Origin of the sequence: Acinetobacter sp. NIPH 2100 (assembly GCF_000369805.1) — a bacterium.
Lineage (GTDB): Bacteria > Pseudomonadota > Gammaproteobacteria > Pseudomonadales > Moraxellaceae > Acinetobacter.
In genome coordinates this window covers 810,208-836,507 of record NZ_KB850224.1, presented here as the reverse complement: position 1 = coordinate 836,507, position 26,300 = coordinate 810,208, and the positions used below count along the sequence as shown (strand labels likewise).

The window sequence follows — 26,300 nt, the reverse complement described above, 5'->3', positions numbered from 1 at the left end:
ACCCCTAGCGATCCACGTCAGCCATAACCACGTCAATGGTTGCCAAATAAATGATCAAGTCAGAAACCAAACTGCCGTTAATCACTGATGGCATTTGCTGTAAGTGAGTAAATGTCGGAGTACGGATACGCGTACGATAACTCATGGTTGACTTATCAGAAGTCAAATAATAAGTACTCGCACCTTTCACCACTTCCGTCATAAATGATGACTCACCCGCAGGCATCACTGGACCCCAAGAAACGCTCAAGAAGTGCGTAATCAAGGTTTCAATATCTTGTAATGTCTTATCTTTCGGTGGTGGAACAGCCAATGGGTGATCCGCTTTATATGGACCAGATGGCATGTTGTCCAAGCACTGTTGAATGATTTTCAACGACTCAGTAATTTCACGGAAGTGAACCAAGACACGTGCATATGCATCGCCTTCATATTCCACTGGAATATCAAAGTCGAAGTTTTCATAACCACTGTATGGACGATATTTACGAACATCAAAATCAATACCTGTCGCACGTAGACCCGTACCAGTCACACCCCAAGCCAACGCAGATTTAGCATCGTATTGCGCAACATTGCGGGTACGACCAATAAATACTGAGTTTTTAAGCGCCGCAGTGTAGTACTCGTTCAAACGTTTCGGCATCCATTCCAACAACTCTTTCACCAGCTTTTGCCAGTTATTTGGAAGGTCATGTGCCGTACCACCGATACGGAACCATGCTGGGTGCATACGGTAACCAGTAATCGCCTCAACGATGTCATAGACTTTTTGACGGTCTGCGAACATATAGAATACTGGGGTCATACCACCCGCATCCTGAATCGCTGTACCACAGAACAACAAGTGGTTATTGATACGGAATAATTCGTTCAGCATCACACGAATAACTTGTGCACGCTCAGGCACTTTAATACCAGCAAGCTGCTCAACTGCCATCACGTATGGCATGTTTTGCGCACAACCTCCGAGGTAGTCAACACGATCCGTATAAGGAATGAATGAATGCCATGTTTGACGCTCAGCCATCTTTTCCACACCACGGTGGTGATAACCGATATCAGGTACACAGTCTTTCACTTCTTCACCGTCCAACTGTAACACCACACGGAAAGCACCGTGCGCAGATGGATGGTTAGGACCCAAGTTCAGGAACATGAAGTCTTCGTCGTCATTGCCGCGTTTTAGACCCCAGTCTTCTGGCACAAAGCGTAAGTGTTCTTGTTCGAAATCTTGCTTCGCTTGGTCTTGCATGTACGGCGTATATTCTGTCGCACGCGCTGAATATTCTTTACGTAACGGATGACCTTCCCAATAGGTTGGCAACAAGATACGACGGAGCATTGGATGCCCTGCGAAATCGATACCAAACATATCGTAAGCTTCACGCTCGTACCAGTTGGCATTTGGCCAAATATTGGTTGCGGTTGGGAGGCTTAAGTCATTTTCATTCAAAGCAACTTTAATACGAATATCACTATTACGCTCAAGCGATAACAAGTGATAGAACACAGTAAAGTCTGATGCTGGTAAACCATCACGGTGAACACGTAAACGCTCATCTACCGCTGATAAGTCAAACAACATCACATAAGGACGTTCCACTTTACGGAGGAACATGAGGACTTCTTGCACGCGTGCGCGCTCAACCCAGACTGTTGGAAACTCTTCAAAAGTCGTCTGCACGTAGAAGTTCTCACCAAATTTGGTTTTGAGCTCTTCTACGATTGCAAATGCAGGGCGGGAATCAACTGGTGTTGATTCTGGCATAGCAATGTCAGTTTCAGCCATTGGCTTGGCTTCCTATTTAATACAAATTCTGGCAATTTTTCCGATGACCATATCCATCACGGGACACGTCAAAAACTCATCGTCAAAATTATTTAATATCATCCATAGAGCGTAAGTTTTTCACCGCAATACGTTCAGCATTTTTACGGTCACGTTCTGGCATCATCTTTGGCTTATACACAGGCTGAAGATCATCACCAATAACCGCTGAAAGTGGACGGCGCTCTAGTTGAATTTGGTCTTGAAGTAACATCAATGCTTGAATCAATGCTTCTGGACGAGGTGGGCAACCTGGGATGTACACATCAACAGGAATAATTTTATCGACACCTTGAACGACAGAATAAATGTCGTACATACCGCCAGAGTTCGCACAGGCACCCATTGAGATCACCCATTTAGGCTCAAGCATTTGTTCATACAAACGTTGAATTACAGGTGCCATTTTGACAAAGCAGGTCCCTGCAACAATCATCAAGTCAGCTTGGCGTGGTGAAGCACGAATAACCTCAGCACCAAAACGAGACAAGTCATGTACGCCAGTTAAAGTCGTTGCATATTCAACGTAGCAGCATGACGTACCAAAGTTAAATGGCCACAAAGAGTTTTTACGCCCCCAGTTCACCGCTGTATGCAATACATCTTCAAGACGCGTCATCATTACGCTTTTATTCACTTCTTCTTCAAGTGGATCAGTAACGATTTGACGATCTTGTAATGGATATTGATCTGCATCCGGATTCGCACGGGTTAAAGTATATTTCATCCCGACTTACTCCTGTTCAAATGATGATGTAGTCGGTGTTTTTGATTTAACACGACCAGAAGACTGTGCTGGAATATGACCAGTAGGATCGACAACTAATTCTTCAATGTTATTGAAGCGAGTAATGTCAGCAATGTTCATATTTGGCGAACCGATTTTGGTTTTAATCCCAGCCGCTTTACGACGATCCGAAGGTGCCCAGTTCAGCGCGCCTGTAGAAAGTTCATAAATTAAACCGATCAATAAAACTAAAATAAAGACTGCAGCCGTTGCAAAGCCAACCCAACCAACTTCACGGACTGAAGTTGCCCAAGCGTAGAGATAGAGGGCTTCTAAATCGAAAACCACAAAGAAGATTGCAACTAAATAGAACTTGGCTGACAAGCGGATACGAGCACCGCCCGCACCAACTACACCTGATTCAAACTGCTCTTGCTTTGCACGTCCCCATGCTTTACCCCCTAGGAGTAAGGGAACAGTGAGCATAAAAACGCAAAGAAATGTAACGCCGATCACGAAGGCGATAATCGCCCATTCGTATGGAGTAATGGCACTCATGCGGGGATAACTCCTGGCAGGCCTATTTTTAACAAAGAATGTATGTATTGGCCTTCAAATACACCAAACACAAAATTAATCCCGCCAATTGTACCTGATTTCTAATTTCTCATGCTAGTTGAAGCGCTTTAGTCTTTCGGATGATTTTGTCCTTAAAGTTACAGATATATCCAAGATCATGGTTAATTCACCCCTAAAAATCGAATTATCTAATCAAGAAAACGATATTGATCATTTTTTTCTTTATTTATGCATTAAAAACATTCGCATTTTAAGCACCCTGCGCCAAAAGATTGCAGCACGAACTAAATCATTGCATTGATACAAATTTATGATGAAAATTTAAACAGAATTTATATAATAGCGCGACCTTGTCTCCCCATAGAAACGCGTCAGAATGCCTATCGCTCATGCAGCATTAAAACCACGCTCACTGTTACAATTATTTTTACTCTTTACTGGGGTGATTTTACTGTGCTGTCTACTCGGTATTGCGACGAGACATCTCACTTTTCTCGCCTCATTTTGGCCAGCCAATTCGGTTCTGCTTGGTTTACTGATTCGCTTTCCACAAACCCGCCATCCCATCAGTTTTATTGGCGCAATTGTCGGGTATTTGCTTGCAGATACCTTACAAGAGACGCCTTTTCTGTTAAATATTTGCCTGACCTCGGCAAACCTGTTGTATGTCATCACTACATTAGCCCTATATGTAAAATTTAATGCATATATTCGTTCATTGCATCATGGTTACTTCTACTTATTTTTATTCAGTTTTTGCTGTGTAGGTGGACTGGCTAGTTCTTCCTTTGCCGCAGTAACCCTTCCTTTATTTAATACTAAATTTGCTTTAGGTTCGTTTTGGATCGACTTTGGGTACTGGTTCACTGCAGAAATTCAAAATGCACTGCTGCTATTACCTGCTATCATTAGCGCGCCCTATTGGAGTGAATTTAAACAACAACTGAAAGAGTTTAAAACTCAGACCGTTCAACAAAGCCTCCCTTTATTTGCCGTTATTTTTTCCATTGCCATTGGCTACTACGATGCTGGTCCTGGCTCACTGCTCTATCCGATTGCGGCACTCATCTGGTGTGCCTTGAGTTATCGTCATTTTTCCGTGGCAATTATTACTTCAATTAGCTGTGCCTTTGTCATCTATCACGTCTCACAAAACTATCTACTGCTCTATCCTGATCAATTCTTAAATAACGCGATTTCCATCCGTCTTGGGTTGATTATGATGACCATTGCACCCCTCACGGTTTCCAGCATCAACATGGTGAGATCAAAGCTGATTCAGGAGCTACAGCACACCATTGCTCATGATGAACTGACGTCAAGCTTAACCCGACGCCAGTTTCTACAGTCGGTGCAGCTGTTACAGCAACAAGCAACACACACAGGACAAACCACGGCTTTCCTGATGCTCGACATTGATCATTTTAAACAGGTGAATGATAACTATGGACATCAAATGGGAGATCGAGCCTTGCAAAGTTGCGTGCAGACCATTCAAAGCATACTTCGTCCACAAGATCTACTCGGGCGTTTAGGTGGAGAAGAGTTTGCAATTTTTATGACAGATACCCATGCGGATGCAGCCTATCTTTGTGCAGAAAAAATCCGCTTGCAGATCAGCCAAATGCCAATTGAGTATGAACCCTACCGAAGTTTCTTTATTCAAATCAGCATCGGAATTTGTATTTGCGTACCTGAAAACCAACACAGCATCGAGCAATTATTTAAACAAGCCGATGACGCGCTTTACCAAGCCAAAAGACAAGGCCGAAACCAAGTTATCATTTCGACATAATATGTTGCAATTCAGCTAAATACTTTAATTATCTTTATACACAGCCGACCCAATAGATGAGTATTCTAGAATAAGCACAAAAGGAGAAAAATATGCATCTAGAATACACACACGCTTCGGATTATTTCTTTTTTTCACAACTACTTATGCGTCACATAGAAAGTTATGTTCGAAAACATCCAGATGCTGATAATGCGATTTTTGATTTAAGAGACATTTACGAAGTATTTAGAGAGGATTTTGCGGCCACCACCACCAATTTAGAAAGCATTTTGAATATTGCCGACACATATAAAGTCGAAACCTTAAATGGAGATCAAGCACTGATCAAAGGTTATAAAATCGATATTAAGAATAATGCCCTGCTGATTGATTTTAACGCTGAGGGACTGACCAGCTTACGTAATGGCAAAACCTTAATCACACCAGATGCGACGCTGCATGAGTAAAACTTATTCATTTCGTGCCAATAAACGGTCAGCACTTTAGATTATTGTCATTCTTTACTATATTTATAAAAAGCAGCAAAGATGCTGCTTTTTTCTTGCCAATAATTCAATAAATGGCACAAGACAATCGAAGAAATGACACTATAATCTTGAGGAACAGCGATGCAAATCAAACAATTCAACCAAAGCATCACCATGATTATGTTACTGAGCCTATCGACGATAGTCTCCGCAAAAACCGTGGAACAAGTATTTACAGCAGAGCAAATGCAACAGCTTAACAAGCTATTGAAAGAACAAAATTTGCTGGATCACAATAATCAACTGGTAGATGTGATTTCCACCTACGGCGATAATCAACCCGTTGGGCTGTTCTCACCTTTATACCAATATGTTTATAAAATCATAAAAGACTCAAGTAGCGTCGATCAAAATACTAAATTTTGGTTTAGTCAGGCAGCCGCTATTAACGCCGCAAACACCAGTATTCCTGCCAGTAATTATATCCGTGGTGCGACGCAGTATGGTCTGCAATATCGAGGTGCTATCCACTCCAACACGCCACAATATCAAATCAATCAGCAACTACAAAAAACTTCAAATCTGATTGGGCAAAATGTCATCAATGACATTTTAAACTCAAAGGGAATCCCCGTTTTTCCAGCAATGATTAGCAACGATATTAGCGCGGCAATCGGCAATTATCGTTTAGGTCGTTTTCAACAAACACCTGGAGGCTGGGGTGGCTCTTTTTATTACTGGAATGCATCATTAAATTATGGTCAAGTAGAACAAAATAATGTCAGTGTGGGGCAATCCATTTTATATGGAGCAACAGTCTATATAAATGGTTCAAATCAGTCCTTTGATCGTAGCAAAGCAGAATTCTTATATGCCAATAGCCAAGCTGTCACCGACTTTATTCTCGCCAGTAAAAGCAGTACAGTTATCCTACAAAGCCTACAAAACCCTACTGCCATCAATACGCTGGTAGATAATGCGATGAATTCAATTATGACAGGATTGAATGCTCAAGCACCACAGAGCATCAAAGCTCAATTGGCATCACAAGTCATTGCCAACTTAGGTATACGTGCAGCAACACGTAACTGGACACCAGGACCACATTCTCCAACAGGCGGACACTATTAAATAGAAACGATTAAAACCTATGTTAAAACTCTACCATCTAAGCAACTCACGCTCCCAGCGTATCGTTTGGCTGCTTGAAGTCTTACAACTCGACTATGAGCTTATTTTTTGTGAGCGCACTCGCAACGGCGAGGCACCTGAGTGGCTGAAAGACATTCACCCCTTAGGTAAGGTGCCTATTCTGGTGGATGACACATCTACTCCGCCCCAAGTTTTAGCAGAGACGTCTGCTATATTAGACAATCTACTAATGAAGGAGTCGCTTCATCAGCTCCAACCAATAAATTCAGCAAATAAACAGCACTATTTTTATTGGAAAAACTTTGCAGATGCAACGCTAATGCCGAATTTGGCACTCAAGCAAATTTTTTCTCGAATGGTAGACAGGTCACCCTTTTTTGCACGACCTGTAATGAAAATGATAAAGCGATCTTTTGATCGACAATTTCTCAACCCCACGCTTTATCGTCAGATGTCATTCATAGAACAACATCTTGCTACATCTGTATGGTTTGCAGGAGAAAGTTTTTCTGCTGCCGATATCATGATGGTCTTTTTAGTAGAAGCGCTGCTGGATTTAATCCCTGACAGTCAACGATTTTCTGCTACTACAAACTACATGCAGCGTGTCCAGAGATTAAATTCTTTTCAGGCTGCACAACACAAAGGTCATTGGAATCGTACAGAACATCAAGTTTACTGGTCTAAAACATGGGCTTAAATGCTATCGACCATGCACCTACGTTTCGCTATCACCCATACATTTGTCCCTACATAAAAAAGCAATGAGCGAACTTCAAACCTCTCCATAAAAAAAGCCAAGGCAATAAATACCTTGGCTTTTTATCTTATCGAAAAGAGCAGCACTCTTTTCGTTCTACTTTTTAATCACTTGTTTATAACGCTTTGCTGGCCAAGTCATAATAAAACGTGCACCGCCCAAGTTTGGACTCTGATCCACCTGAATCGTGCCACCGAACCAATAGGCAATACGGCTCACAATCGACAAACCAAGACCATAACCGCCCGAAGCACGGGTACGACTATCATCTAGGCGGGCAAAAGCCTCAAAGATGCGTGTGCGGTCTTGCTCTGGAATCCCTGGACCGTCATCTTCCACACAGACATAGGCATTACCATCTGCGCGAATACCACCGCTGATACGGACTTTGTTATCACAATAACGTACCGCATTACCGACAAGGTTCTGTACCACACGGTGTAAATAGCGACGCTCAGCATCCACTTTTAACGCCAAAGGTGGTGCGATCAGTTCGATTTCTTTTTGCGTCTTCAGTGCTTCCGTTTCCATTGCCACCTGATCTAATACTTCAACCAGTACAATGTCTTCAAAATCTAAAGATGGCGTACCCTGTTCCAGCTTGGCATAGGTCATGATCTCATCAATCAAGGTATTAAGTGCCTCAATATCCTTATCAATCATGTCCACTTGCTGAATGCGATAATTATAATCATCTTCTTCCGCCAGCATCTCCATCCCAAAACGAATCCGCGCTACGGGAGTTCTTAACTCATGCGACACCGCACGCATTAACTCACGCTGTGCTTCAATCAAACGCTGAATATGATCTGACATGTTGTTATAACTTGACGCCAAGTTTGCCATTTCATCCGTCCCTTCAATCGGCACACGTAATGACAAATCACCCGACTTCATCTTGTTCAACGCATAACGAACCTGACGGATTTTACGTTCAAGCGGCAAAATCAAGCCATAAACACCCAAGCTCAACAAGAACAAGCTAAATAAGGTAATCCCTGCTGAAAGCTGGAATGGCATCCAGTTGAACATTGGAACAGGCCCAAGGATCAGCACTTGTGCAGGATGATTTGGCATTGGAGAAACAATGGAAATTGTGGTGCCACGCATGGTTGCACTGTCTTTATACAGCAATACGCTTTGGTCTTGGCGCAAGCGACCGATCTGCTCAGAATCCAGATTGATGTCTTTAATATCTTTAATTTCAATTGAATAATAGAAATGTTTTTTAATTTTATCTAAATACTCACGCTCCTGCCCTGGATAAAAAATTAAATAATCCAGTACAAATATCGGAAGCGCTTTCATTTGGCGTTCGCCAATTTTATCGACTTTAATATAGAGGAAATGCTTAGGATCATCTTTCAGGCCAATAATAATATAGCCGATCCCATTATTGGCATCATAACGAACCACTGACTTTTGCTCAGCGACTCTTTTCTTCTCAGTACGGGATAATTCTACCCGTTCAGCATCGACATAGTAGATAGGGAGTTCCAGCAAGTCAGATGCATCGGAAATCCAGTCGAGTTTTTGTTGTTTTTCTGGCTGACGAGATACCCCTTCACTAATGACATAGGAAATGCCATCTGTGAGAGACTCGCGATATTCTTGCGCCCGTTGATAGTTAATAATTTGGACCAGCAAATAACAAAATGCGGCAACCACAACAACTAAAACCACCAACCCAGCATAAATACGCAAGAATATGCTGTTTTTCAGTACTCGACTCACCATAAGGTAAATAATTCCAAGCTATTAAAATCCCGCTTATGCAGCCACGCTACATAAATCCTTTGCAGAAAGGAAAGAATCCCCCTTTTTCAAGGAGGATTCGAGGGATTTAGATCCCGTTGGTTTCTTTAACAAATAGATAACCTTTACTACGCACAGTTTTGATGCGTTTCGGGTTTTCTGGGTCATCACCGATTTTTGGACGGATACGCGAAATACGCACATCGATCGAACGATCCTGACCGTCGTATTCAATACCGCGTAGACGCTCAAAGATATCTTCACGAGACAAGATGCGACCAGCGTTTGAAGCCAACAACCATAACAAGTCATATTCAGCACTAGTGAAATCAACCAACTCACCATTTAACGTTACTGAACGACCACCGTTATCAATCACAAGGTCATCAAACTCGATACGTTGTGCCACTTCATCTTCAACGGTCTTATCCGTACGGCGTAATAAGGCACGGATACGAGCTAACAATACGCGTGGCTGAACAGGTTTTGCAACGTAATCGTCTGCACCCATTTCTAAGCCAAGTACCTGATCCATATCTTCTGTACGTGCAGTCAGCATCAGAATCGGTTGGTGGTAATGTGGACGTACTTCGCGACAAACGGTTAAACCATCTGCACCTGGTAACATCACATCGAGAACCACTAAATCTGGCTGCTCGCTGATAATGCGACGGATTGCACGATTACCATCAGTTTCGACTCCAACTTCTAAACCGTTACGAATCAAATACTCTTGTGTTAAACGTGCTAAGCGTTCGTCATCTTCTACGATCAAAATCTTCGGTAACTTTTCTTCTTGGCTCATTTGTTTGCCCCTAAAATCTGAGTGAATCTGTCTATGAAATCTGACAGATACATTGGTTTATGTTTTGCAATATACACACGTTTACATTGTAAACAAGTAGCCGTTCACCAAACTGATACACGCCTACCCAGTTTTGTTATCTTTTTATTAAAATTATGAATTTTAATATCTTTTTCAGAAATATATGCATTTTCCGACAGGATGAATATTTAGTATAGATTTTGTGCCAATGTTAAACAATTTGTTTCTTTCTTGGCCCAAAATAATTTAAGTGTTTGTTTTTTGAGTTATCCACAGAGTTATCTATAAGCCTTTTTCAATGGCTTTGATATGCTATGTGACTGTGATTTCAGCAGTTAAGACATGAAAAAAAAATTAGTAAAATGTCAAGGATTGATCTACTCCAAAAAATCCCGTATCTTGTGTTGAAAATAAACTTTAACCACTAAGTATTGTGTTTATCCCTCAAACATCGTGGCATACTTTTTGCTCGATTCAAACGGTCCATGAACATAAAAATAGATGATAATGGAGCTATGCTGACATGAGCATCATCACTTCTACTCCTGGCCAACTTCAGGTCATTAAGCGCACCGGTGAGATTGCGACATTTAATGCCGAGAAAATTTCTGTTGCGATTGGGAAAGCATTTTTAGCTGTTGAAGGTCAACAAGGTACGGACTCAAGTCGTATCCATGACCGTATCACTCAACTGACTGAAATGGTAATGAACACATTTAATCGTCGTTTGCCTTCTGGCGGTACGATTCATATCGAAGAAATTCAAGACCAAGTTGAATTGGCATTGATGCGTACAGGCGAGCAAAAAGTTGCACGTGCCTACGTCATTTATCGTGACCAACGCGCAAGTGCTCGTCAGCAAACTGGTGCGAACCATCACCCTACCCTTCAAATTACAGATGCTAATGGTCAGCTCCAACCATTAGATTTGGATGCGCTTACCGCAACCATTCAAACTGCAAGCGAAGGCTTAGAAGGGATTGATGTTCAAGCTATTCTTGATGAAACGGTTAAGAACTTATATAACGGCGTAAAAGAAAGCGATATCGCGACCACCATGATGATGGCAACGCGTACCCGTATCGAACAAGAGCCAAACTATACTTATGTCACTGCGCGTTTACTCAGTAGCGAATTGGTCAGCACAGGTTTAGAGTTCTTAGGTCTACCGACAGATACCCCTGAAGGTGACGCTTTAGAAACCTTCTTGAAGAAAGGTATCGAGCTTGATCTTCTTTCTAAAGACTTGCTTGAGTTTGACCTTGCAAAATTGGCTGCTGCGATCAAACCAGAACGCTCAAACCAATTTACCTATTTAGGTCTACAGACTTTATTTGACCGTTACTTCATCCATTCAAATGGCGTGCGTTTTGAATTACCACAATTATTCTTTATGCGTGTGTCGATGGGTCTTTCGCTCAATGAAGAAAACAGAGAAGACCGTGCAATCGAGTTCTATGACTTATTGTCTAGCTTCGATTATATGGCTTCTACACCGACGCTATTTAACTCAGGTACATTGCGTCCGCAATTATCGAGCTGTTACTTAACCACGATTGGTGATGACCTGTACGACATTTATGGTGCAATGCGTGACAACGCAATGCTCTCAAAATGGGCTGGCGGTTTAGGTAATGACTGGACACCTGTACGTGCATTGAACTCTTATATCAAAGGCACTAACGGTAAATCTCAAGGTGTTGTACCTTTCCTTAAAGTTGCGAACGATACAGCCGTTGCGGTGAACCAAGGTGGTAAGCGTAAAGGTGCAGTTTGTGCATACCTCGAAACTTGGCACTTGGATGTTGAAGAATTCCTAGAGCTACGTAAGAACACAGGTGATGACCGTCGTCGTACCCACGACATGAACACAGCGAACTGGGTTCCTGACTTGTTCATGCAACGTGTTTTTGAAGATGCTGAATGGACACTGTTCACACCTTCTGAAACACCAGACCTGCATGATTTAACTGGTGCTGAATTTGCTGAGCGTTATGCACACTACGAAGCGGTAGCAAAAGAACAAAACATGCTACACAAGAAAGTACGTGCGAAAGACTTATGGCGCAAAATGCTTTCGATGTTGTTCGAAACAGGTCACCCATGGATCACATTCAAAGACGTATGTAACTTACGTTCACCACAACAACACGTGGGCGTGGTTCACTCATCGAACTTGTGTACAGAAATCACCTTAAATACAAACCAAGATGAAATCGCGGTCTGTAACTTAGGTTCGATTAACCTTGTACAACACGTTCAAGGTGGCGTATTAGATCGTGAAAAGCTTGCACGTACAGTGAAAACTGCCGTGCGTATGCTCGATAACGTGATCGACATTAACTACTATGCGGTTCCACAAGCGAAAACGTCGAACTTGAAACACCGCCCTGTGGGTATGGGTATCATGGGCTTCCAAGATGCATTGTATGAAATGAATCTTGCTTATGGTTCAGATGAAGCGGTTGATTTCGCTGATGAATCAATGGAAGTGATCAGCTACTACGCGATCGAAACATCAAGCAACCTTGCAATCGAACGTGGTGCTTACTCAACATTCAAAGGTTCATTGTGGGATCAAGGGATTCTGCCAATCGACTCTTTAGAAATTGTTGCAAAATCTCGTCCAGAGCGTATGTTCGAAGTGGATCGTACACAACGTTTAGACTGGGATACATTACGTACTAAAGTTCAAAAAGATGGTATGCGTAACTCAAATGTGATGGCGATTGCACCTACTGCAACCATCTCTAACATTTGTGGCGTGTCTCAATCAATTGAGCCAACATTCCAGAACTTGTATGTGAAATCGAACCTTTCTGGTGAGTTCACAGTCATCAACCCTTACCTTGTTCGTGCATTAAAAGAACGTGGTCTTTGGGATACTGTGATGGTGAATGACCTAAAACACTTCGAAGGTTCTGTTCAAAAAATTGCGCGTATTCCTGAAGAATTAAAAGCAATCTTCGCGACTGCATTTGAAGTGGATACTCGCTGGATCGTTGATGCTGCATCACGTCGTCAAAAGTGGATCGACCAAGCACAGTCATTGAACCTTTACATCGCTGGCGCGAATGGCAAGAAACTTGACATCACTTATAAGATGGCATGGTTACGTGGTCTTAAAACTACGTATTACCTCCGAGCTTTAGGTGCAACATCGGCTGAGAAATCAACCATTAATACTGGTGCACTCAATGCAGTGAAACCAGCATCGGTTGAAGCACCTGTTGTTGCAGCACAAGCAGCGGTTGTTGCAGAAAAAGCTGAAGTGCAAACTGAAGATGATGGTTTCTCAACCGCAGCTCCAGTGCCATTGGCGTGTTCAATCGACAACCCAGACTGCGAAGCCTGTCAGTAATTTCACACCTCTCTCTATAAATTCTCTCTCCTTTGGAGGGGGGCGAGAAAGGTTTCTATAGAGGCATAGCGCATGTTCCATCTCAGTCATAATTATCAATTTGGTGTGATAGTCCTGATCTGTGCCTTTCTAGTGTTTTATATTCCAATGGTTTACGCGTTTTTTAAAATACGTAAGCAACAGCGTAAGCAAAATAAGTTTTAGGGATTGTCAGTGTCCATTGGTCACTTTTTAAAATTTCAGTCAATAAAACTTAATTTTGCTTACACAAATTGAGCGTATAGTAGGACATCTCCTTGCTTGAGATGTCTAAATAAAAGATATAAAGCAACGAAGAGAGAATGAATATGTCTATCCTTAGTTGGGACGATTTTGAAGATGATTCGCAAAAACCGACTGCACCTGAACACAAGTCTGCGCCCATCGACACGCAAAAAACGGTTAATACGCAAGTGGTATCTGATTCAGAGCAATCATCGCCGCGCGTGGCAGCTGCACAACCCGCTGGAACCAATTCCGTGCGATCAACAAATCCCACCGATTCGTTGGCACGAGCATCTGCTGCCTTAGAGCACTTAGATGCTGCACCTGGCTTGGAAGAGCTTGAGATGGGTGCACAGCGTGTACAGGTTGATGATAAAGCGATGATCAACTGTCGCGCAGACTTAAACCAACTTGTTCCGTTTAAATACGAGTGGGCTTGGCAGAAGTATCTTGACGGGTGTGCAAACCACTGGATGCCGCAAGAAGTGAACATGAACCATGATATCGCGCTTTGGAAGTCTGAAAATGGCTTAACTGAAGATGAGCGTACCATCATCATGCGTTCTTTGGGTTTCTTCTCGACTGCGGACTCATTGGTTGCAAACAACTTGGTATTGGCGATCTACCGTCACATTACTAACCCTGAATGCCGTCAATACATCTTGCGTCAAGCATTTGAAGAAGCGATTCACACCCATGCTTATCAATACTGTATCGAATCTTTGGGTATGGATGAAGGCGAAGTCTTCAACATGTACCGCGAGATTCCAAGTGTTGCGCGTAAAGCATCGTGGGGCTTGAAGTACACTCAATCTTTAAGTGATCCAACGTTCAACACTGGTACACCTGAAAACGACCAGCGTTTATTGCGTAACTTGATCGCATTCTATTGCGTACTTGAAGGGATCTTCTTCTACTGTGGCTTTACTCAAATCTTGAGTATGGGTCGTCGTAACAAGATGAACGGTGTTGCTGAGCAGTTCCAGTACATCTTGCGTGATGAGTCTATGCACTTGAACTTCGGTATCGACATGATCAACCAGATCAAGATCGAGAACCCGCACTTGTGGACGGCTGAGTTCCAAGAAGAAGTGATTCAAATGATTCTTGAAGGTACCATGCTTGAGATCGAATATGCGCGTGACACGATGCCACGTGGTGTATTGGGTATGAATGCAAGCATGATGGAAGAATACTTGAAGTTCATCTGTAACCGTCGTTTAGCGCAACTTGGTTTACCTGAGCAGTTTGCTGGTGTAACTAACCCGTTTGCATGGATGTCTGAGATGATGGACTTGCGTAAAGAGAAGAACTTCTTTGAAACGCGTGTAACTGACTACCAAACTGGTGGTGCGTTAAGCTGGTAAGTTGAATTAACCGTTGAACGACACAAAGTTTGTCATTTGCGACGTGTAAGGTGTTATTTATAAAAAACCGCCATTATTGGCGGTTTTTTTATGGTGTAAAATAAATTTAATTATGCTTTGTTAATTTTCTCATATTCCGCATACTTAAATTCATTGATATTCCAACTCATAGCTCTTTAATTGAATTAAATAAGCAAATGTATCCAACAGCATTTATGAAAGTGAAAAAAGTATGAACAATGAAAAATTTGTTGACGGACTTAAGCTACATGTTAGAGATGCAGCAGTAAGCGATATTATTAGTAAGTTAAAAGAACCACCTGGTAGACGTATTTTGCCACAAATTAAATTGCTTTCTGAGTGGTATAAGTCTTTAGCGGAAGAGGATATTACTAAGATCAATAGTATAATTGAGTTAACTGCACATGAAGTTTTATTTGGTGTTTTAGCAGTATTAGATGGCGCTAGAGTTATTGATGAAGAAAAAGGACAGCTAGAGTTAGTATATGAAATACAGGATGCGAAAGTTAGGCTAAATAATCCTTCTGAGATAGGACTACATGAATTACTTAATGCTTCCAATTGAACCATGGGTAGCATAAATAAGGTATTTCAATTTACCTCTATTATAGTAGCTAGTAGCCTGAATAATGAACTAGAAATAAACATAGCCAATCAATAAAAAATTTTAAATTATCTTAATAATTTATATTAATTATTAATCCTAAATTTACAACTATATTCTTAACCCCACCAAAAACCCTTCAATCAACCGTTCTGGGTCATCCACACCACTTCCTCCCAATAGCAGAACCATTGCCCCATCCATCACAAACAAGAACATATGCGCATCCTTTTTAGAGGCGTTTGCAGAGTTGGTTAAAAGCAATTTATAAATTTGATTCAGCAACCATTTCCGATAGTTCACAACAATCTTATAAGCTTTGGGATAACGCTTTTCAATTTCAAAAATCGCCTTAAATGGCAAATGATACAAACCTTCTAAACTGACATGAAGAACATAAATACGTTTAAGCTTTTCATGCACGGTAAGCCCTTTATTTCGATGAATAATCGAAAATACTTCTTCTTTAAGCGCGTCTGTTTGAAATCCCAGACTCATTTCAATCAATTGTTCTTTAGACTGAAAGTATTTATAAAAACTGGCTTTGGCGATTTGAGAAGACTCAATAATACGATCTACCCCGACACTATGAAAACCATGGCTATTAAATAAATTTCGGGCAGTATCAAGCACTCTTAAAGCACGAAATGAAACCTCTAAATTCGACATATATTTTCCCTATAAAATAATTTCCCATCTCAATGAGATAAAACGATGCTCGGCTTCGTTGTAAGCAAAAAAGGCATACAAAAGCCCCTAAAGACGGCTTTAGCGCATCTCAAGTTTTTATTGTTGATTTGATTTTTTAGTCGTGACAAAGCACTGTCTGAATTGCGAAATGCATTCAAACCCTGCCAAAGACTAATAAAGAAGTATGAAAATACTGTGCATGGCCAACTCCTAATCAATTCGGAATTCTGCCAAGACATAAAGCTTTATGGAGGCAGGACGGAAAAGGGTTGACAGACCGGGTAAGACTCCAGCACACCTAAAGGTGTCCCTCTCCCGTCCTACCACTACGGAAGGGGGACGAGAAGTATACACACAAAACTATTCCTCAGACGGAATAGTTCTGATGTAGTCTTACTAAACGGTCTGTCAAAACCGACTGGCGATGTAGGCCAGCGTTTAAAGAATAATCGGGGTAATGATGAGTGTCAATTTACACTTCGGGCCAAATAAATTTTATTATTATTTTTCAATACCCTATATTTTATTATTTTTAAACTATTTTATAAGTATATTTTCACAATAAACAGGTCGCTTAAAGCACAACGCTTTAAGCAAGTTCAGTCTGCCCCACTTGGTGATAGGCACGGTTAAAATACACCAAGCTTTGATCATGTCCACTTTGTTGAACGGCCACAATACGACAAATAAAAATCGTATGCGTTCCAACTTCCTGAATTTGATCAATCTCACAATCGAAATTTACCAAAGCATCATCCAAAACAGGCGCACCCGTTTCCAACGCTGACCAAGCACCGTGTTTAAAACGCTCTTCTGGACTCAATTTAGACGAAAAAGCTTTAGAAATATGTTGATGATCTGCGCTTAACACATTCACGCTTAAGATTTTATTGTCGACAAAATGCACATGCGAACTCGATGCCCGATTCATGCAAACCAATAAAGTCGGAGGCGTATCTGTGACGCTACATACAGCAGATGCAGTAAAGCCATAACGACCAGACATGCCTGTGGTAGTAATCACACTGACTGCACTGGTGAGTAAAGACATTGCATCTCTAAAATCTGTTGCTTCAACCATCACTTTATTCCTAAATTAAACTCGATCTATTTTAAATATGCTCAGGGCTACTCTGCGCAGCCCTAAAGCCATCAAGAGATCGGTAAATTAAGCCAGTTCTTTACGAACAATTTCTGCACCTGCACTTAATGCATTCAACTTGCCACGTGCAACATCACGCGCCAACGGTGCCATACCACAGTTGGTTGATGGATAGAGCTTATCTGCATCGACAAACTGAAGTGCTTTACGTAACGTGTTTGCAACTTCTTCTGGCGTTTCAACCGTGTTGCTTGCCACGTCAATCGCACCCACCATCACCTTCTTGCCACGAATCAATTCAATCAGATCCATTGGCACACGTGAGTTGTGACATTCGAGTGAGATGATATCAATTTTTGATTGCTGTAACTTTGGAAAGGCTTCTTCATATTGACGCCATTCTGAACCGAGGGTCTTTTTCCAGTCAGTATTGGCTTTGATGCCGTAACCATAGCAAATATGCACCGCGGTTTCACACTTCAACCCTTCAAGCGCACGCTCTAAAGTTGCCACACCCCAATCATTCACTTCATCAAAGAACACATTAAAGGCTGGCTCATCGAACTGGATAATATCCACACCCGCAGCTTCTAATTCTCTCGCTTCTTCATTCAGGATTTTGGCAAATTCCCACGCCAATTTTTCACGGCTTTTATAATGCGCATCATATAGCGTATCAATCATGGTCATTGGACCAGGTAAAGCCCATTTAATCGGTTGATTGGTTTGCTGACGTAAAAACTTGGCATCTTCAACAAAAACAGGCTTTTGACGAGATACAGCACCCACAACAGTTGGAACACTGGCATCATAACGATTACGGATTCGAACCGTCTCACGTTTCTCAAAATCGACACCCGTAAGGTGCTCAATAAAGGTCGTGACAAAATGCTGACGGGTTTGTTCACCATCGCTGACAATATCAATGCCTGCCACTTGCTGTTCATGCAGAGACAAACGCAAAGCATCCTGTTTACCTTCAATCAAACCCTGCTCTTGCAGTTTCCACGGCGACCAAAGTGTTTCAGGCTCTGCCAGCCAAGATGGTTTCGGTAAGCTACCCGCAGTCGACGTTGGTAATAATCTTTTCATCATCAATAACCTTATATTTTCAATAAATTAGTGCGCGTAACTTTTTTGCGAGTTGCTTTGTGCTGCATAACTGGCAGACCACTGTTCCAGAATGGTTTGATAAGGTTTGATAAACTGTTCTTCAACAAATTTACCCTGTTCAATCGCCAAACGGCCACGTTCTTCTCGGTCATATACGATGCGAGTCAGTGAATAATCTTGGTTATTCAAACTTGGTTGATAAGACTTTCCTGCTGAAGAGTTCGCATTGTAAATTTCAGGTCGGTAAATCTTTTGGAACGTTTCCATGGTGCTGATGGTACTGATCAACTCAAGATTGGTGTAATCCGCCAGCAAATCACCAGAGAAATAGAAAGCCAACGGCGCAACACTGTTTGGCGGCATGAAATAACGCACCTTTAAGCCCATTTTTTGGAAATACTCATCTGTTAATGAATATTCATCTTGCAGGTACTCGACACCCAACACAGGATGCTGATTTTCAGTACGTTGGTACACCTTGCTGCTTGAAACACTGAGACAGATCACAGGTGGCTTTTTAAAGTTTGCCTTGTAGGTCTCTGACTCAATAAAGCTTTTAAACAAGTTGCCATGTAAATCGCCAAAGTTCTCTGGCGTGCTAAATCCAGACTGATTTTTATTATGGTCAAGCAATAGCACACTGAAATCATAGTCACGGACATAAGAAGAGAAATTGTTCCCCACAATACCTTCGATGCGCTCATTGGTTTTTTGATCAACAATATTGGTTTTCAAAATTTCAATTAAAGGAAGTGCATTGGCATTGCTTGCAGCATCAACCTTCATTTCAACCGAAATGATTTCCAGCTCAACTTTATAACGATCAGCCAAAGGATTATCCCAATGCGCCAAAGCATTAAAGCGATTGTCGATCATCTTTAAGGTGTTGTGCAGATTCTGTTGACGACTTTCGCCTCTTGCCAAATTCGCAAAGTTGGTTGTGATACGTGTATTTTCTGATGGAGTGTAGTTCTCATCAAAACCAATACGCTTAATCGTAAATGCAAACTCTTTACTCATTTTAATCTGCCACCCTAATTTCCGAGATAAATCTAAACTTCTTTATAGAGTGATTTATACCGCAATCATTAGCTGAATAAAAATGATTTAATCTAACCTCAAAATGAATGAAATTCATGTTGAGAAATTTGCTGAGATGAAAATGGCTCAACAAGGTCTGTGCAATCAGGCGAACATTAGAGCTCAGCCCGATCACATTAGGGAAAATCTGGCGCTTTTCGTTCAAGTGAAATCATCAAATGAAGTCGCAAAAAGTTTTATGATCAGTTTATTGGTCACAACATAACCGATGAACTATAAAAAAACCGCCTTTTCTAGCGGTTTAAAAACAGAACGCAATCTACACACTTGGCTAAGATAGCGAAATTAATGCAAATTTTTTCGATATTGGATAAATCCAGCATTCACCGCCATGCTGTCATAAAGCATTCGGGCCTGGTAATTGGTTTCATGGGTTAACCAATAAACACGTGAGCACTCCCTTTGTGCTGCCGCTTCATAAACCGCTTCAATTAATTTACGCCCCAAGCCTTTAACCCTTGAATTTTGATCAACAAATAAATCCTGTAAATAACAGTAATCACCTGTGGTCCACGTACTTCGATGAAAAATAAAATGCACAAAAGCAATAAGGCGATCTTGATCAACAACGACCAAACATTGCATCTGTTCGTCTGGGTCAAGCAACCGTGTAAATGTTTTTTCCGTCACCTGATGATCAATTTCAACCTTATAGAAAGCCTGATAGCCTTGCCATAATAACAACCAGTTTTGATAATCTTGCTGCTCGAGCGCTCTAAGCTGCATGCCAGCGCCTCCATGTTAGAATGATGCCCAAACATCATAGTTTTATCTTTTTATAAAGCCGAGTGCCAATTTATTGCTTTTATCTAAACCAATTTTTTGATGAATCAATCCGTTCATCTGGTTAAAATGTGACTCATCTCTCTAAACCATAAGCTATGGATTTACTAGAACTTTCTACAACTTTCACACAATAAATCATCAAAGTTGGCTTGATTTGTACATTTTGAAACATTAGTTCAACCAAAATACCGTCTAATTTAAAGTAAAATTCATGAACTAACTTCTTCAACATCAATGTTAAGGCAATCCCTTACTGTACTGATGTGCCTTTATTGCGCCTGTATCATCATTTAAATTCTTTCTCTCTATATCGCTTGTCATATAGAGCGTCATTTAATTTTTAAGGTAAATTGAATGAAAAAATTTTGGAAATATTTATTAGTACTACTCGTCGTACTAATTATTATTGCAATTGCCTTTCTTTTTAGACCAGTTGCGTCTAAGGCAATTAAAACCACCAATAACGAACCAACTGTCGATGTTGTACTCATCGGCGGCGGGATCATGAGTGCCACTTTAGGTACTTATCTCAACGAATTACAGCCTGACTGGAATATCCGTATGTACGAACGTCTTGATGCTGTTGCACAAGAAAGTTCAAACGGTTTTAACAACGCAGGTACAGGCCACTCAGGCTTTATGGAAATGAACTATACCGAAGAAAAAGACGGTAAAATGGACATTTCTAAAGCTGTAAACGTGGCTGGTCAGTTTGAAATTGCCAAGCAGTTCTGGGCATACCAAGTGAAACAGGGTGTTTTAGAAACACCAAATACTTTCATCAATCCAGTACCACATATTGCTTTCGTCTGGGGCGATAACGTCAACTTCATGGAAAAGCGTTATGCTGCCATGGTTCAAAATCCGTTATTCGCTGGCATGAAGTTGAGTGAAGACAAAGCTGAAATTCAACAATGGGCACCATTGGTGATGGACGGTCGTGATCCTCAACAGAAAGTCGCTGCAACTCGTATGGACGTAGGTTCTGACGTCAACTACGGTGCAATCACCAAGCAGTTGATTGGCAACCTTGAAAAGAGTCCAAACTTCAAGCTCAGCACTTCAACTGAAGTGACTGGCATTAGCAAAAACGATGACAACACTTGGTCTGTTGCTTTCAAAGATTTGAAATCTGGCAAAGTTAACCATGTGAAAACACGTTTTGTGTTTATTGGTGCAGGCGGTGCTGCAATTAAATTATTGCAAATGACTGGCTTACCAGAAGCTCAACAATATGCTGGTTTCCCTGTGGGCGGTGAGTTCCTTGTAACGGACAACCCAGCAATAACAGCAAAACACACTGCTAAAGTGTATGGTCGTGCTGATCTGGGTGCGCCTCCAATGTCTGTTCCACATATCGATACACGTTATATCGACGGTAAAAAATATGTGTTGTTTGGTCCATTCGCAACCTATTCAAACAAGTTCCTGAAAAATGGTTCACAGCTTGATTTGCTTGCATCAACCAACAAAAACAACGTATTGCCGATGGCTGCGATTGGTCTACAAAATGCTGACCTTGTTCAGTATCTCGTAAGCCAAGTGTTAATGTCTGATGCAGATCGTTTCAATGAGTTGAAAAAATACTACCCTGAAGCTGATCCAAAAGACTGGCATTTACAACAAGGTGGTCAACGCGTTCAGATCATCAAAAAAGAGCCTGGCAAACCTGCTAAATTGCAATTCGGTACTGAAATCTTTGCATCTAAAGACAAATCTGTAACGGCATTGTTAGGTGCTTCTCCGGGTGCGTCTACATCACCATACATCATGCTCAACTTGCTTGAAAAAGCATTCCCAGAGCAAACCAAAGGTGTATGGAATGACAAATTGCATGAGATCGTACGTTCTTATGGAAAAGACCTTTCAACAGATCCAGCGTTGTTAGATCAAATCCGTCAGTACTCAAGTTCAACTTTGGGCTTGAACTATACGACACCTGCAAACTTAGTTCCTGCGAAGAAAGTGGTTAAAGCTGAAGCTGTTGCTCAATAAGCGACGCTAAGCAGATTAAAAAGGGAGGAGTTTCAGCTCTTCCCTTTTTCTTTATTTGTATTTTATAAATCTAAGCCTTATGTCTTCTGCTGTACCTCATTCTGCTTTCGCTGCATTTGCCAGTCGTGACTTTCGGTTATTGACCATCAATCAATGCTGCCTGACGTTTGCGGTGCTGATTCAAGAAGTGCTAATCGCGTTTTATTTGTATCAAATCACCAAGAATCCGCTGATTCTCGGCTTGGTCGGGATGATGGATTTTTTACCCTTTCTCGTCCTCTCTTTATGGGGCGGCTATATTGCTGACCGTTTTAATCGTCAGCGTATTTTGCAGATCAGTTTTAGTTTTGCTATTCCCTTGTCGATCACTTTGTGGATCAGTTTTGATCTTTTCCACAGCCAAACCATCAATGAGAATTTATTATTAATCTCATCATTCAGTATTCTATTTTTATTTGGCTGTATTCGCGGCATATATAGTCCCTGTTTTAATTCTTTACGTCCGTTTGTGGTCCCCGAACATTTGTATACCAATGCAGCCACCTGGACCAGTATGTGCTGGCAAGCCAGTGGTATCCTTGCACCGGTCATTGCGGGCTTCCTGCTCGCTCATCTCGATTTAGACATTACCTTTGGTGTCATCGTGACACTGTTTTTAGGCGGCAGTATCGCCCTGTGGTGTTTGCAGAAACGAGATTTTCCTCAAATCCAAACCGAGTCGATAACTCAAAGCTTAAAAGAAGCGCTGCAGTTTATTTTTAAAACTAAAATTATCTTTTGGGCCATGTTTCTCGATCTGAGCTCCGTTTTTTTTGGTGGCATCATCGCTCTCTTGCCAGTTTTTGCCCAAGATGTTTTACATATCGGTGCAGATGGTTTTGGCCTATTACGTGCAGCACCTGCGTTTGGCGCATTGATTATGATGATAATTTTAATTCGCTATCCACCAAAATCCAGACCTTGGCAGATCATGTTGCTTGCCGTGACAGGTTTTGGTCTATGTACTTTATTGTTTGCTGTTACCAGACAACTGTATTTTTCTGTCGCAGTTCTCATTATTATGGGTGCATGTGACAGTATCAACATTGTCATTCGTCAAACGATTCTTCAGCTCATTCCACCCAAGGACATGCTTGGACGTGTAGCTGCCATTAATGGCATCTTTGTCACATCGAGTAATGAGCTTGGTGCGTTGCAGTCGAGCGTGATGACGCGCTTTTTCAGCGTGATTCCTGCGATGTTGATTGGTGGTTCACTGTCTTTGCTCTGCGTTGTTTTAACAAAGATCAAGACCAAAGATTTATTTAATTTTCGTTTTTAATTTCCATATTAAACAAACAGTTATTTTAAAATTCAATGTAATATGAAACATACTTTGCCCGCGTCTTCAGGCCTCTCTAAATTTATTATTTTTTCCGTTTTTGTATGGCTGGTGCTGTTGTGGCTGCAATCTACCTATATTGTCATTATCGGTGGGCACGCCTATTTGTTCTGGACCTCATTCGGCCTTTTGATATTGAATGTGCTGAGCTTGCGTCCGACGATTTTAAAAAATCGAATTGCTTTTGTGATTACCGCTGCCTTGCTGATTTATCTGGTGTTTAACTCATTATTTTGCACTTATTTGATGATCGCTTTTTATTGTATTTTCTATTTATATTCAGATGAATATAAGAACAAACGCGCAATTAAATTGATCAGCCTATTTTTGATCATGATCATTTTTGCGATCTACCAAACCCAATGTTTGCATGAACTCAAAAGCCATTATGAACCCTATGAAACAGGTGAAACATGGCAAAAATACGGCGCTTTATAATCAGGCCAATAAAAAACCTCACATGACGTGAGGTTTTTTATTATTCAGCAGACTAATCTTGAGAGTCTGGATACAAAGGACGATTTCCGGGACTAATACGATTAATATGCAAGAAAGTCATATGACGCTCGTACTTATCAAGAATGTCATTAATCACTTGTTCTTTGGTGTATCCAACTAGATCATTGTCCTGCGAACCCTCATACAAGAAGGTTTCTAGGCGATAGTAGAACTGCTTACCCCGTTTACCACGCTCACTAAAGTTTGGCGCGATATAACGTACAGGCCAGATTTGATAAACGAAGTTGTGCTCTTCTTCCAAATAGATGGTTAAATCTAAATGATAGAGTGCATCGTTGTCTTCCAATGCTGTTTGGGTGACATCGACATGCATACCACGTTTAACCAGTTCATCGGCAACTGTGCGTACTGCTGGTTCACAGACACTATCAAGCATCCGTTGGGTTTCACTGGTTCCAGGGTGATGCATCACACGGGCTAAACGCTTCTTCCAGTTCAGAATATCTACATTCCCAACCACTGGCGCAGCATTCATACTACGACTCGCCTTACGATAATCTTCCAGACGCAAAGATTTGTAGAGGCCAGCCATGACCAACAGCATCACAAAGCTAAAGGGTAAGCCCATGATCACGGTCGCACTTTGTAGTGCAGTAATGCCATTTGCCATCAGCATCGCCAACGTGAGCAAACCAATTGCTGTTGCCCAAAATACTCGCAACCAACGTGGTGCATCATTATCGACATTGGAAAACTTAGTGGTGAAATTGCCTAAAACCAATGCACCCGAATCTGCAGAAGTGACATAGAACAGCAGACCTGTAATCGTTGCCACGCCTGCAATAAATGCAAACCACGGATATTGCGCCAATAAGTCATAGAAACCATGTGCAGGATCCGTCAGAACGGTTTGTGCCAGTGCAGTATTACCTTCAAAAATAACGTTGTATAGGGCACTGTTTCCGAAAATGGACAACCACGTGATGGTAAACAGCAAAGGAATAATTAAGGTACCGCAAACAAATTCACGAATGGTACGACCACGGGAAATCCGCGCTAAGAACAGACCGACAAAAGGTGACCAAGCCACCCACCATGCCCAAAAGAACAAGGTCCAACTGTTCATCCATTCTTTCGGCTGATCAAAGGCAAAACTTTCTAAAGCCAAACTTGGGAATCGACTGATATAGTCACCAAAATTTTGGACCAATGCATTGAGCAAAAATCCTGTATTGCCCAAAAACAGTACAAACAACATTAAGCCTATCGCGGCAAAAATATTGATTTCGGATAAAACCTTAATCCCCTTATTGACACCCGCAGTCACCGAAATAATGGTCACAATCACGGCCACTAAAATCAGTGCCGACTGAATCCACAGGTTTTCAGGTAAATCAAACAGGACATGCAGACCATAGTTGATCTGAACGACGGCAATACCACAAGTGGTGGCAATACCAAAAATCGTCCCGATGACAGCGGCAATATCCACACTATGTCCAATTGGACCATCAATTTTTTTACCAAAAATTGGATAGAGCGCCGAGCGAATGGTGAGAGGTAAGTTATAGCGATAACTAAAATAGCCCAAGGCCATCCCGACCAAGGCATACATGCCCCAACCTGTTAAGCCATAGTGGAACAGTGTCCAGACCATGCCCTGACGCGCAGCTTCATAGGTTTGGCCTTCGCCCACAGGCGGGTTCATATAATGAGATAAAGGCTCTGCAACGGAGAAGAACATTAAATCTGTTCCGATCCCGGCGGCAAACAACATCGCCGACCAACTCAGTAAGCTGAACTCAGGTTTCGAGTGCTTCGGACCAAGTTTGATATCGCCATAACGTGAGCAAGCAATAAAAACCACAAAGATTAAATACAATGTCGCAGCTAGTAAGTAGTACCAGCTGAATTTATCACTGACCCAAGCCAGTACCACATTGAGTAAATGATTGGCAAAGTCGTTAAATAAAATCGTAACAAGTGCAAATGTTAAAATAAGTAGAGCTGAAACATAAAAGACCACACGATTTAAATGGTCTTTATTCGCTAATGTAGCATCATCAACCGCTCTTGGATTATCTGTCGCCATACAATCCTCAGGGAGTTAGAGAAGAAAAAGAAAATATTCATCCACGTCTTTCCACCGCTAAATCAATGA

Annotated in this window: 22 protein-coding genes; 11 read left to right on the top strand and 11 right to left on the bottom strand. The window is 41.5% G+C overall.

Annotation, left to right across the window (positions count from 1 at the left end; translation table 11 throughout):
• Positions 1-4: 4 nt before the first annotated feature.
• The 3 genes from nuoC to ndhC all read right to left on the bottom strand — a co-directional run bounded on the left by nuoC (position 5) and on the right by ndhC (position 3,116).
• Positions 5-1,792 (bottom strand): NADH-quinone oxidoreductase subunit C/D, encoded by a 1,788-nt coding sequence (nuoC, locus tag F887_RS14055; protein ID WP_005292013.1) that lies wholly within the window; start codon positions 1,790-1,792, stop codon positions 5-7.
• Between the two features lie 88 nt (positions 1,793-1,880).
• The gene (locus F887_RS14060) at positions 1,881-2,558 is read right to left on the bottom strand and encodes a NuoB/complex I 20 kDa subunit family protein (RefSeq protein WP_004655450.1); all 678 of its coding nucleotides are present in this window, start codon (positions 2,556-2,558) and stop codon (positions 1,881-1,883) included.
• Positions 2,559-2,564: 6 nt separating this feature from the next.
• Entirely contained in the window at positions 2,565-3,116 is a 552-nt protein-coding gene (gene ndhC, locus F887_RS14065; protein ID WP_005292010.1) for an NADH-quinone oxidoreductase subunit A, read from the bottom strand.
• 397 nt (positions 3,117-3,513) lie between these two features.
• Here ndhC and F887_RS14070 point away from each other — a divergent pair, with 397 nt between their 5' ends.
• The 4 genes from F887_RS14070 (at position 3,514) to F887_RS14085 (ending at position 7,254) form a co-directional block, all read left to right on the top strand.
• Positions 3,514-4,932, top strand: a complete 1,419-nt coding sequence (locus F887_RS14070; protein WP_005292007.1) for a GGDEF domain-containing protein — start codon at positions 3,514-3,516, stop codon at positions 4,930-4,932.
• 92 nt (positions 4,933-5,024) lie between these two features.
• Positions 5,025-5,381, top strand: coding sequence for a hypothetical protein (locus tag F887_RS14075; RefSeq protein ID WP_005292005.1), 357 nt, complete (start codon positions 5,025-5,027; stop codon positions 5,379-5,381).
• 162 nt (positions 5,382-5,543) lie between these two features.
• Positions 5,544-6,533 carry a hypothetical protein gene (locus F887_RS14080; protein ID WP_005292004.1) on the top strand — a complete coding sequence of 330 codons (990 nt, stop codon included), beginning with the start codon at positions 5,544-5,546 and terminating at the stop codon, positions 6,531-6,533.
• Between the two features lie 19 nt (positions 6,534-6,552).
• The gene (locus tag F887_RS14085) at positions 6,553-7,254 is read left to right on the top strand and encodes a glutathione S-transferase (RefSeq protein ID WP_005292003.1); all 702 of its coding nucleotides are present in this window, start codon (positions 6,553-6,555) and stop codon (positions 7,252-7,254) included.
• 156 nt (positions 7,255-7,410) lie between these two features.
• On the opposite strand, the gene bfmS is transcribed toward F887_RS14085, so the two are convergent.
• Both bfmS and bfmR read right to left on the bottom strand, forming a co-directional pair.
• A complete protein-coding gene (gene bfmS / locus F887_RS14090) occupies positions 7,411-9,051 on the bottom strand; it encodes a sensor histidine kinase BfmS (protein ID WP_005292002.1) in 1,641 nt (546 codons plus the stop codon).
• 106 nt (positions 9,052-9,157) lie between these two features.
• A complete protein-coding gene (gene bfmR / locus F887_RS14095) occupies positions 9,158-9,874 on the bottom strand; it encodes a response regulator transcription factor BfmR (protein ID WP_004655457.1) in 717 nt (238 codons plus the stop codon).
• A gap of 544 nt (positions 9,875-10,418) precedes the next feature.
• Between bfmR and F887_RS14100 the strand changes: the two genes are divergently transcribed.
• The 4 genes from F887_RS14100 (at position 10,419) to F887_RS14110 (ending at position 15,473) form a co-directional block, all read left to right on the top strand.
• Complete coding sequence (locus F887_RS14100; RefSeq protein ID WP_005292001.1) at positions 10,419-13,256, top strand: ribonucleoside-diphosphate reductase subunit alpha; 2,838 nt, start codon at positions 10,419-10,421, stop codon at positions 13,254-13,256.
• 72 nt (positions 13,257-13,328) lie between these two features.
• Complete coding sequence (locus tag F887_RS18245; RefSeq protein ID WP_004804753.1) at positions 13,329-13,460, top strand: hypothetical protein; 132 nt, start codon at positions 13,329-13,331, stop codon at positions 13,458-13,460.
• A 143-nt stretch (positions 13,461-13,603) separates the two neighbouring features.
• On the top strand, positions 13,604-14,887 hold the full coding sequence (locus F887_RS14105) for a ribonucleotide-diphosphate reductase subunit beta (RefSeq protein ID WP_005151266.1): 1,284 nt from the start codon (positions 13,604-13,606) through the stop codon (positions 14,885-14,887).
• A 232-nt stretch (positions 14,888-15,119) separates the two neighbouring features.
• Positions 15,120-15,473, top strand: a complete 354-nt coding sequence (locus F887_RS14110) for a hypothetical protein (protein ID WP_005292000.1) — start codon at positions 15,120-15,122, stop codon at positions 15,471-15,473.
• 150 nt (positions 15,474-15,623) lie between these two features.
• Here F887_RS14110 and F887_RS14115 read toward each other — a convergent pair whose 3' ends face one another.
• The 5 genes from F887_RS14115 to F887_RS14135 form a co-directional block, all read right to left on the bottom strand.
• On the bottom strand, positions 15,624-16,181 hold the full coding sequence (locus F887_RS14115; protein ID WP_005291998.1) for a TetR/AcrR family transcriptional regulator: 558 nt from the start codon (positions 16,179-16,181) through the stop codon (positions 15,624-15,626).
• A gap of 610 nt (positions 16,182-16,791) precedes the next feature.
• Positions 16,792-17,283 (bottom strand): flavin reductase, encoded by a 492-nt coding sequence (locus F887_RS14120; RefSeq protein WP_005151271.1) that lies wholly within the window; start codon positions 17,281-17,283, stop codon positions 16,792-16,794.
• Between the two features lie 87 nt (positions 17,284-17,370).
• Entirely contained in the window at positions 17,371-18,396 is a 1,026-nt protein-coding gene (locus F887_RS14125; protein ID WP_032862764.1) for a methionine synthase, read from the bottom strand.
• Positions 18,397-18,423: 27 nt separating this feature from the next.
• Positions 18,424-19,437: a DUF1852 domain-containing protein gene (locus tag F887_RS14130; RefSeq protein ID WP_005291994.1), complete on the bottom strand. Its 1,014-nt coding sequence runs from the start codon at positions 19,435-19,437 to the stop codon at positions 18,424-18,426.
• Positions 19,438-19,803: 366 nt separating this feature from the next.
• Positions 19,804-20,244, bottom strand: a complete 441-nt coding sequence (locus tag F887_RS14135; protein ID WP_005291992.1) for a GNAT family N-acetyltransferase — start codon at positions 20,242-20,244, stop codon at positions 19,804-19,806.
• 414 nt (positions 20,245-20,658) lie between these two features.
• Here F887_RS14135 and mqo point away from each other — a divergent pair, with 414 nt between their 5' ends.
• The 3 genes from mqo (at position 20,659) to F887_RS14150 (ending at position 24,118) form a co-directional block, all read left to right on the top strand.
• On the top strand, positions 20,659-22,299 hold the full coding sequence (gene mqo, locus F887_RS14140; RefSeq protein WP_005291990.1) for a malate dehydrogenase (quinone): 1,641 nt from the start codon (positions 20,659-20,661) through the stop codon (positions 22,297-22,299).
• A gap of 79 nt (positions 22,300-22,378) precedes the next feature.
• Entirely contained in the window at positions 22,379-23,620 is a 1,242-nt protein-coding gene (locus tag F887_RS14145; protein WP_005291984.1) for an MFS transporter, read from the top strand.
• Positions 23,621-23,662: 42 nt separating this feature from the next.
• Positions 23,663-24,118: a hypothetical protein gene (locus F887_RS14150; RefSeq protein WP_005291979.1), complete on the top strand. Its 456-nt coding sequence runs from the start codon at positions 23,663-23,665 to the stop codon at positions 24,116-24,118.
• A gap of 52 nt (positions 24,119-24,170) precedes the next feature.
• On the opposite strand, the gene F887_RS14155 is transcribed toward F887_RS14150, so the two are convergent.
• Positions 24,171-26,231: a choline transporter gene (locus tag F887_RS14155; RefSeq protein WP_005291978.1), complete on the bottom strand. Its 2,061-nt coding sequence runs from the start codon at positions 26,229-26,231 to the stop codon at positions 24,171-24,173.
• Positions 26,232-26,300 lie beyond the last annotated feature (69 nt).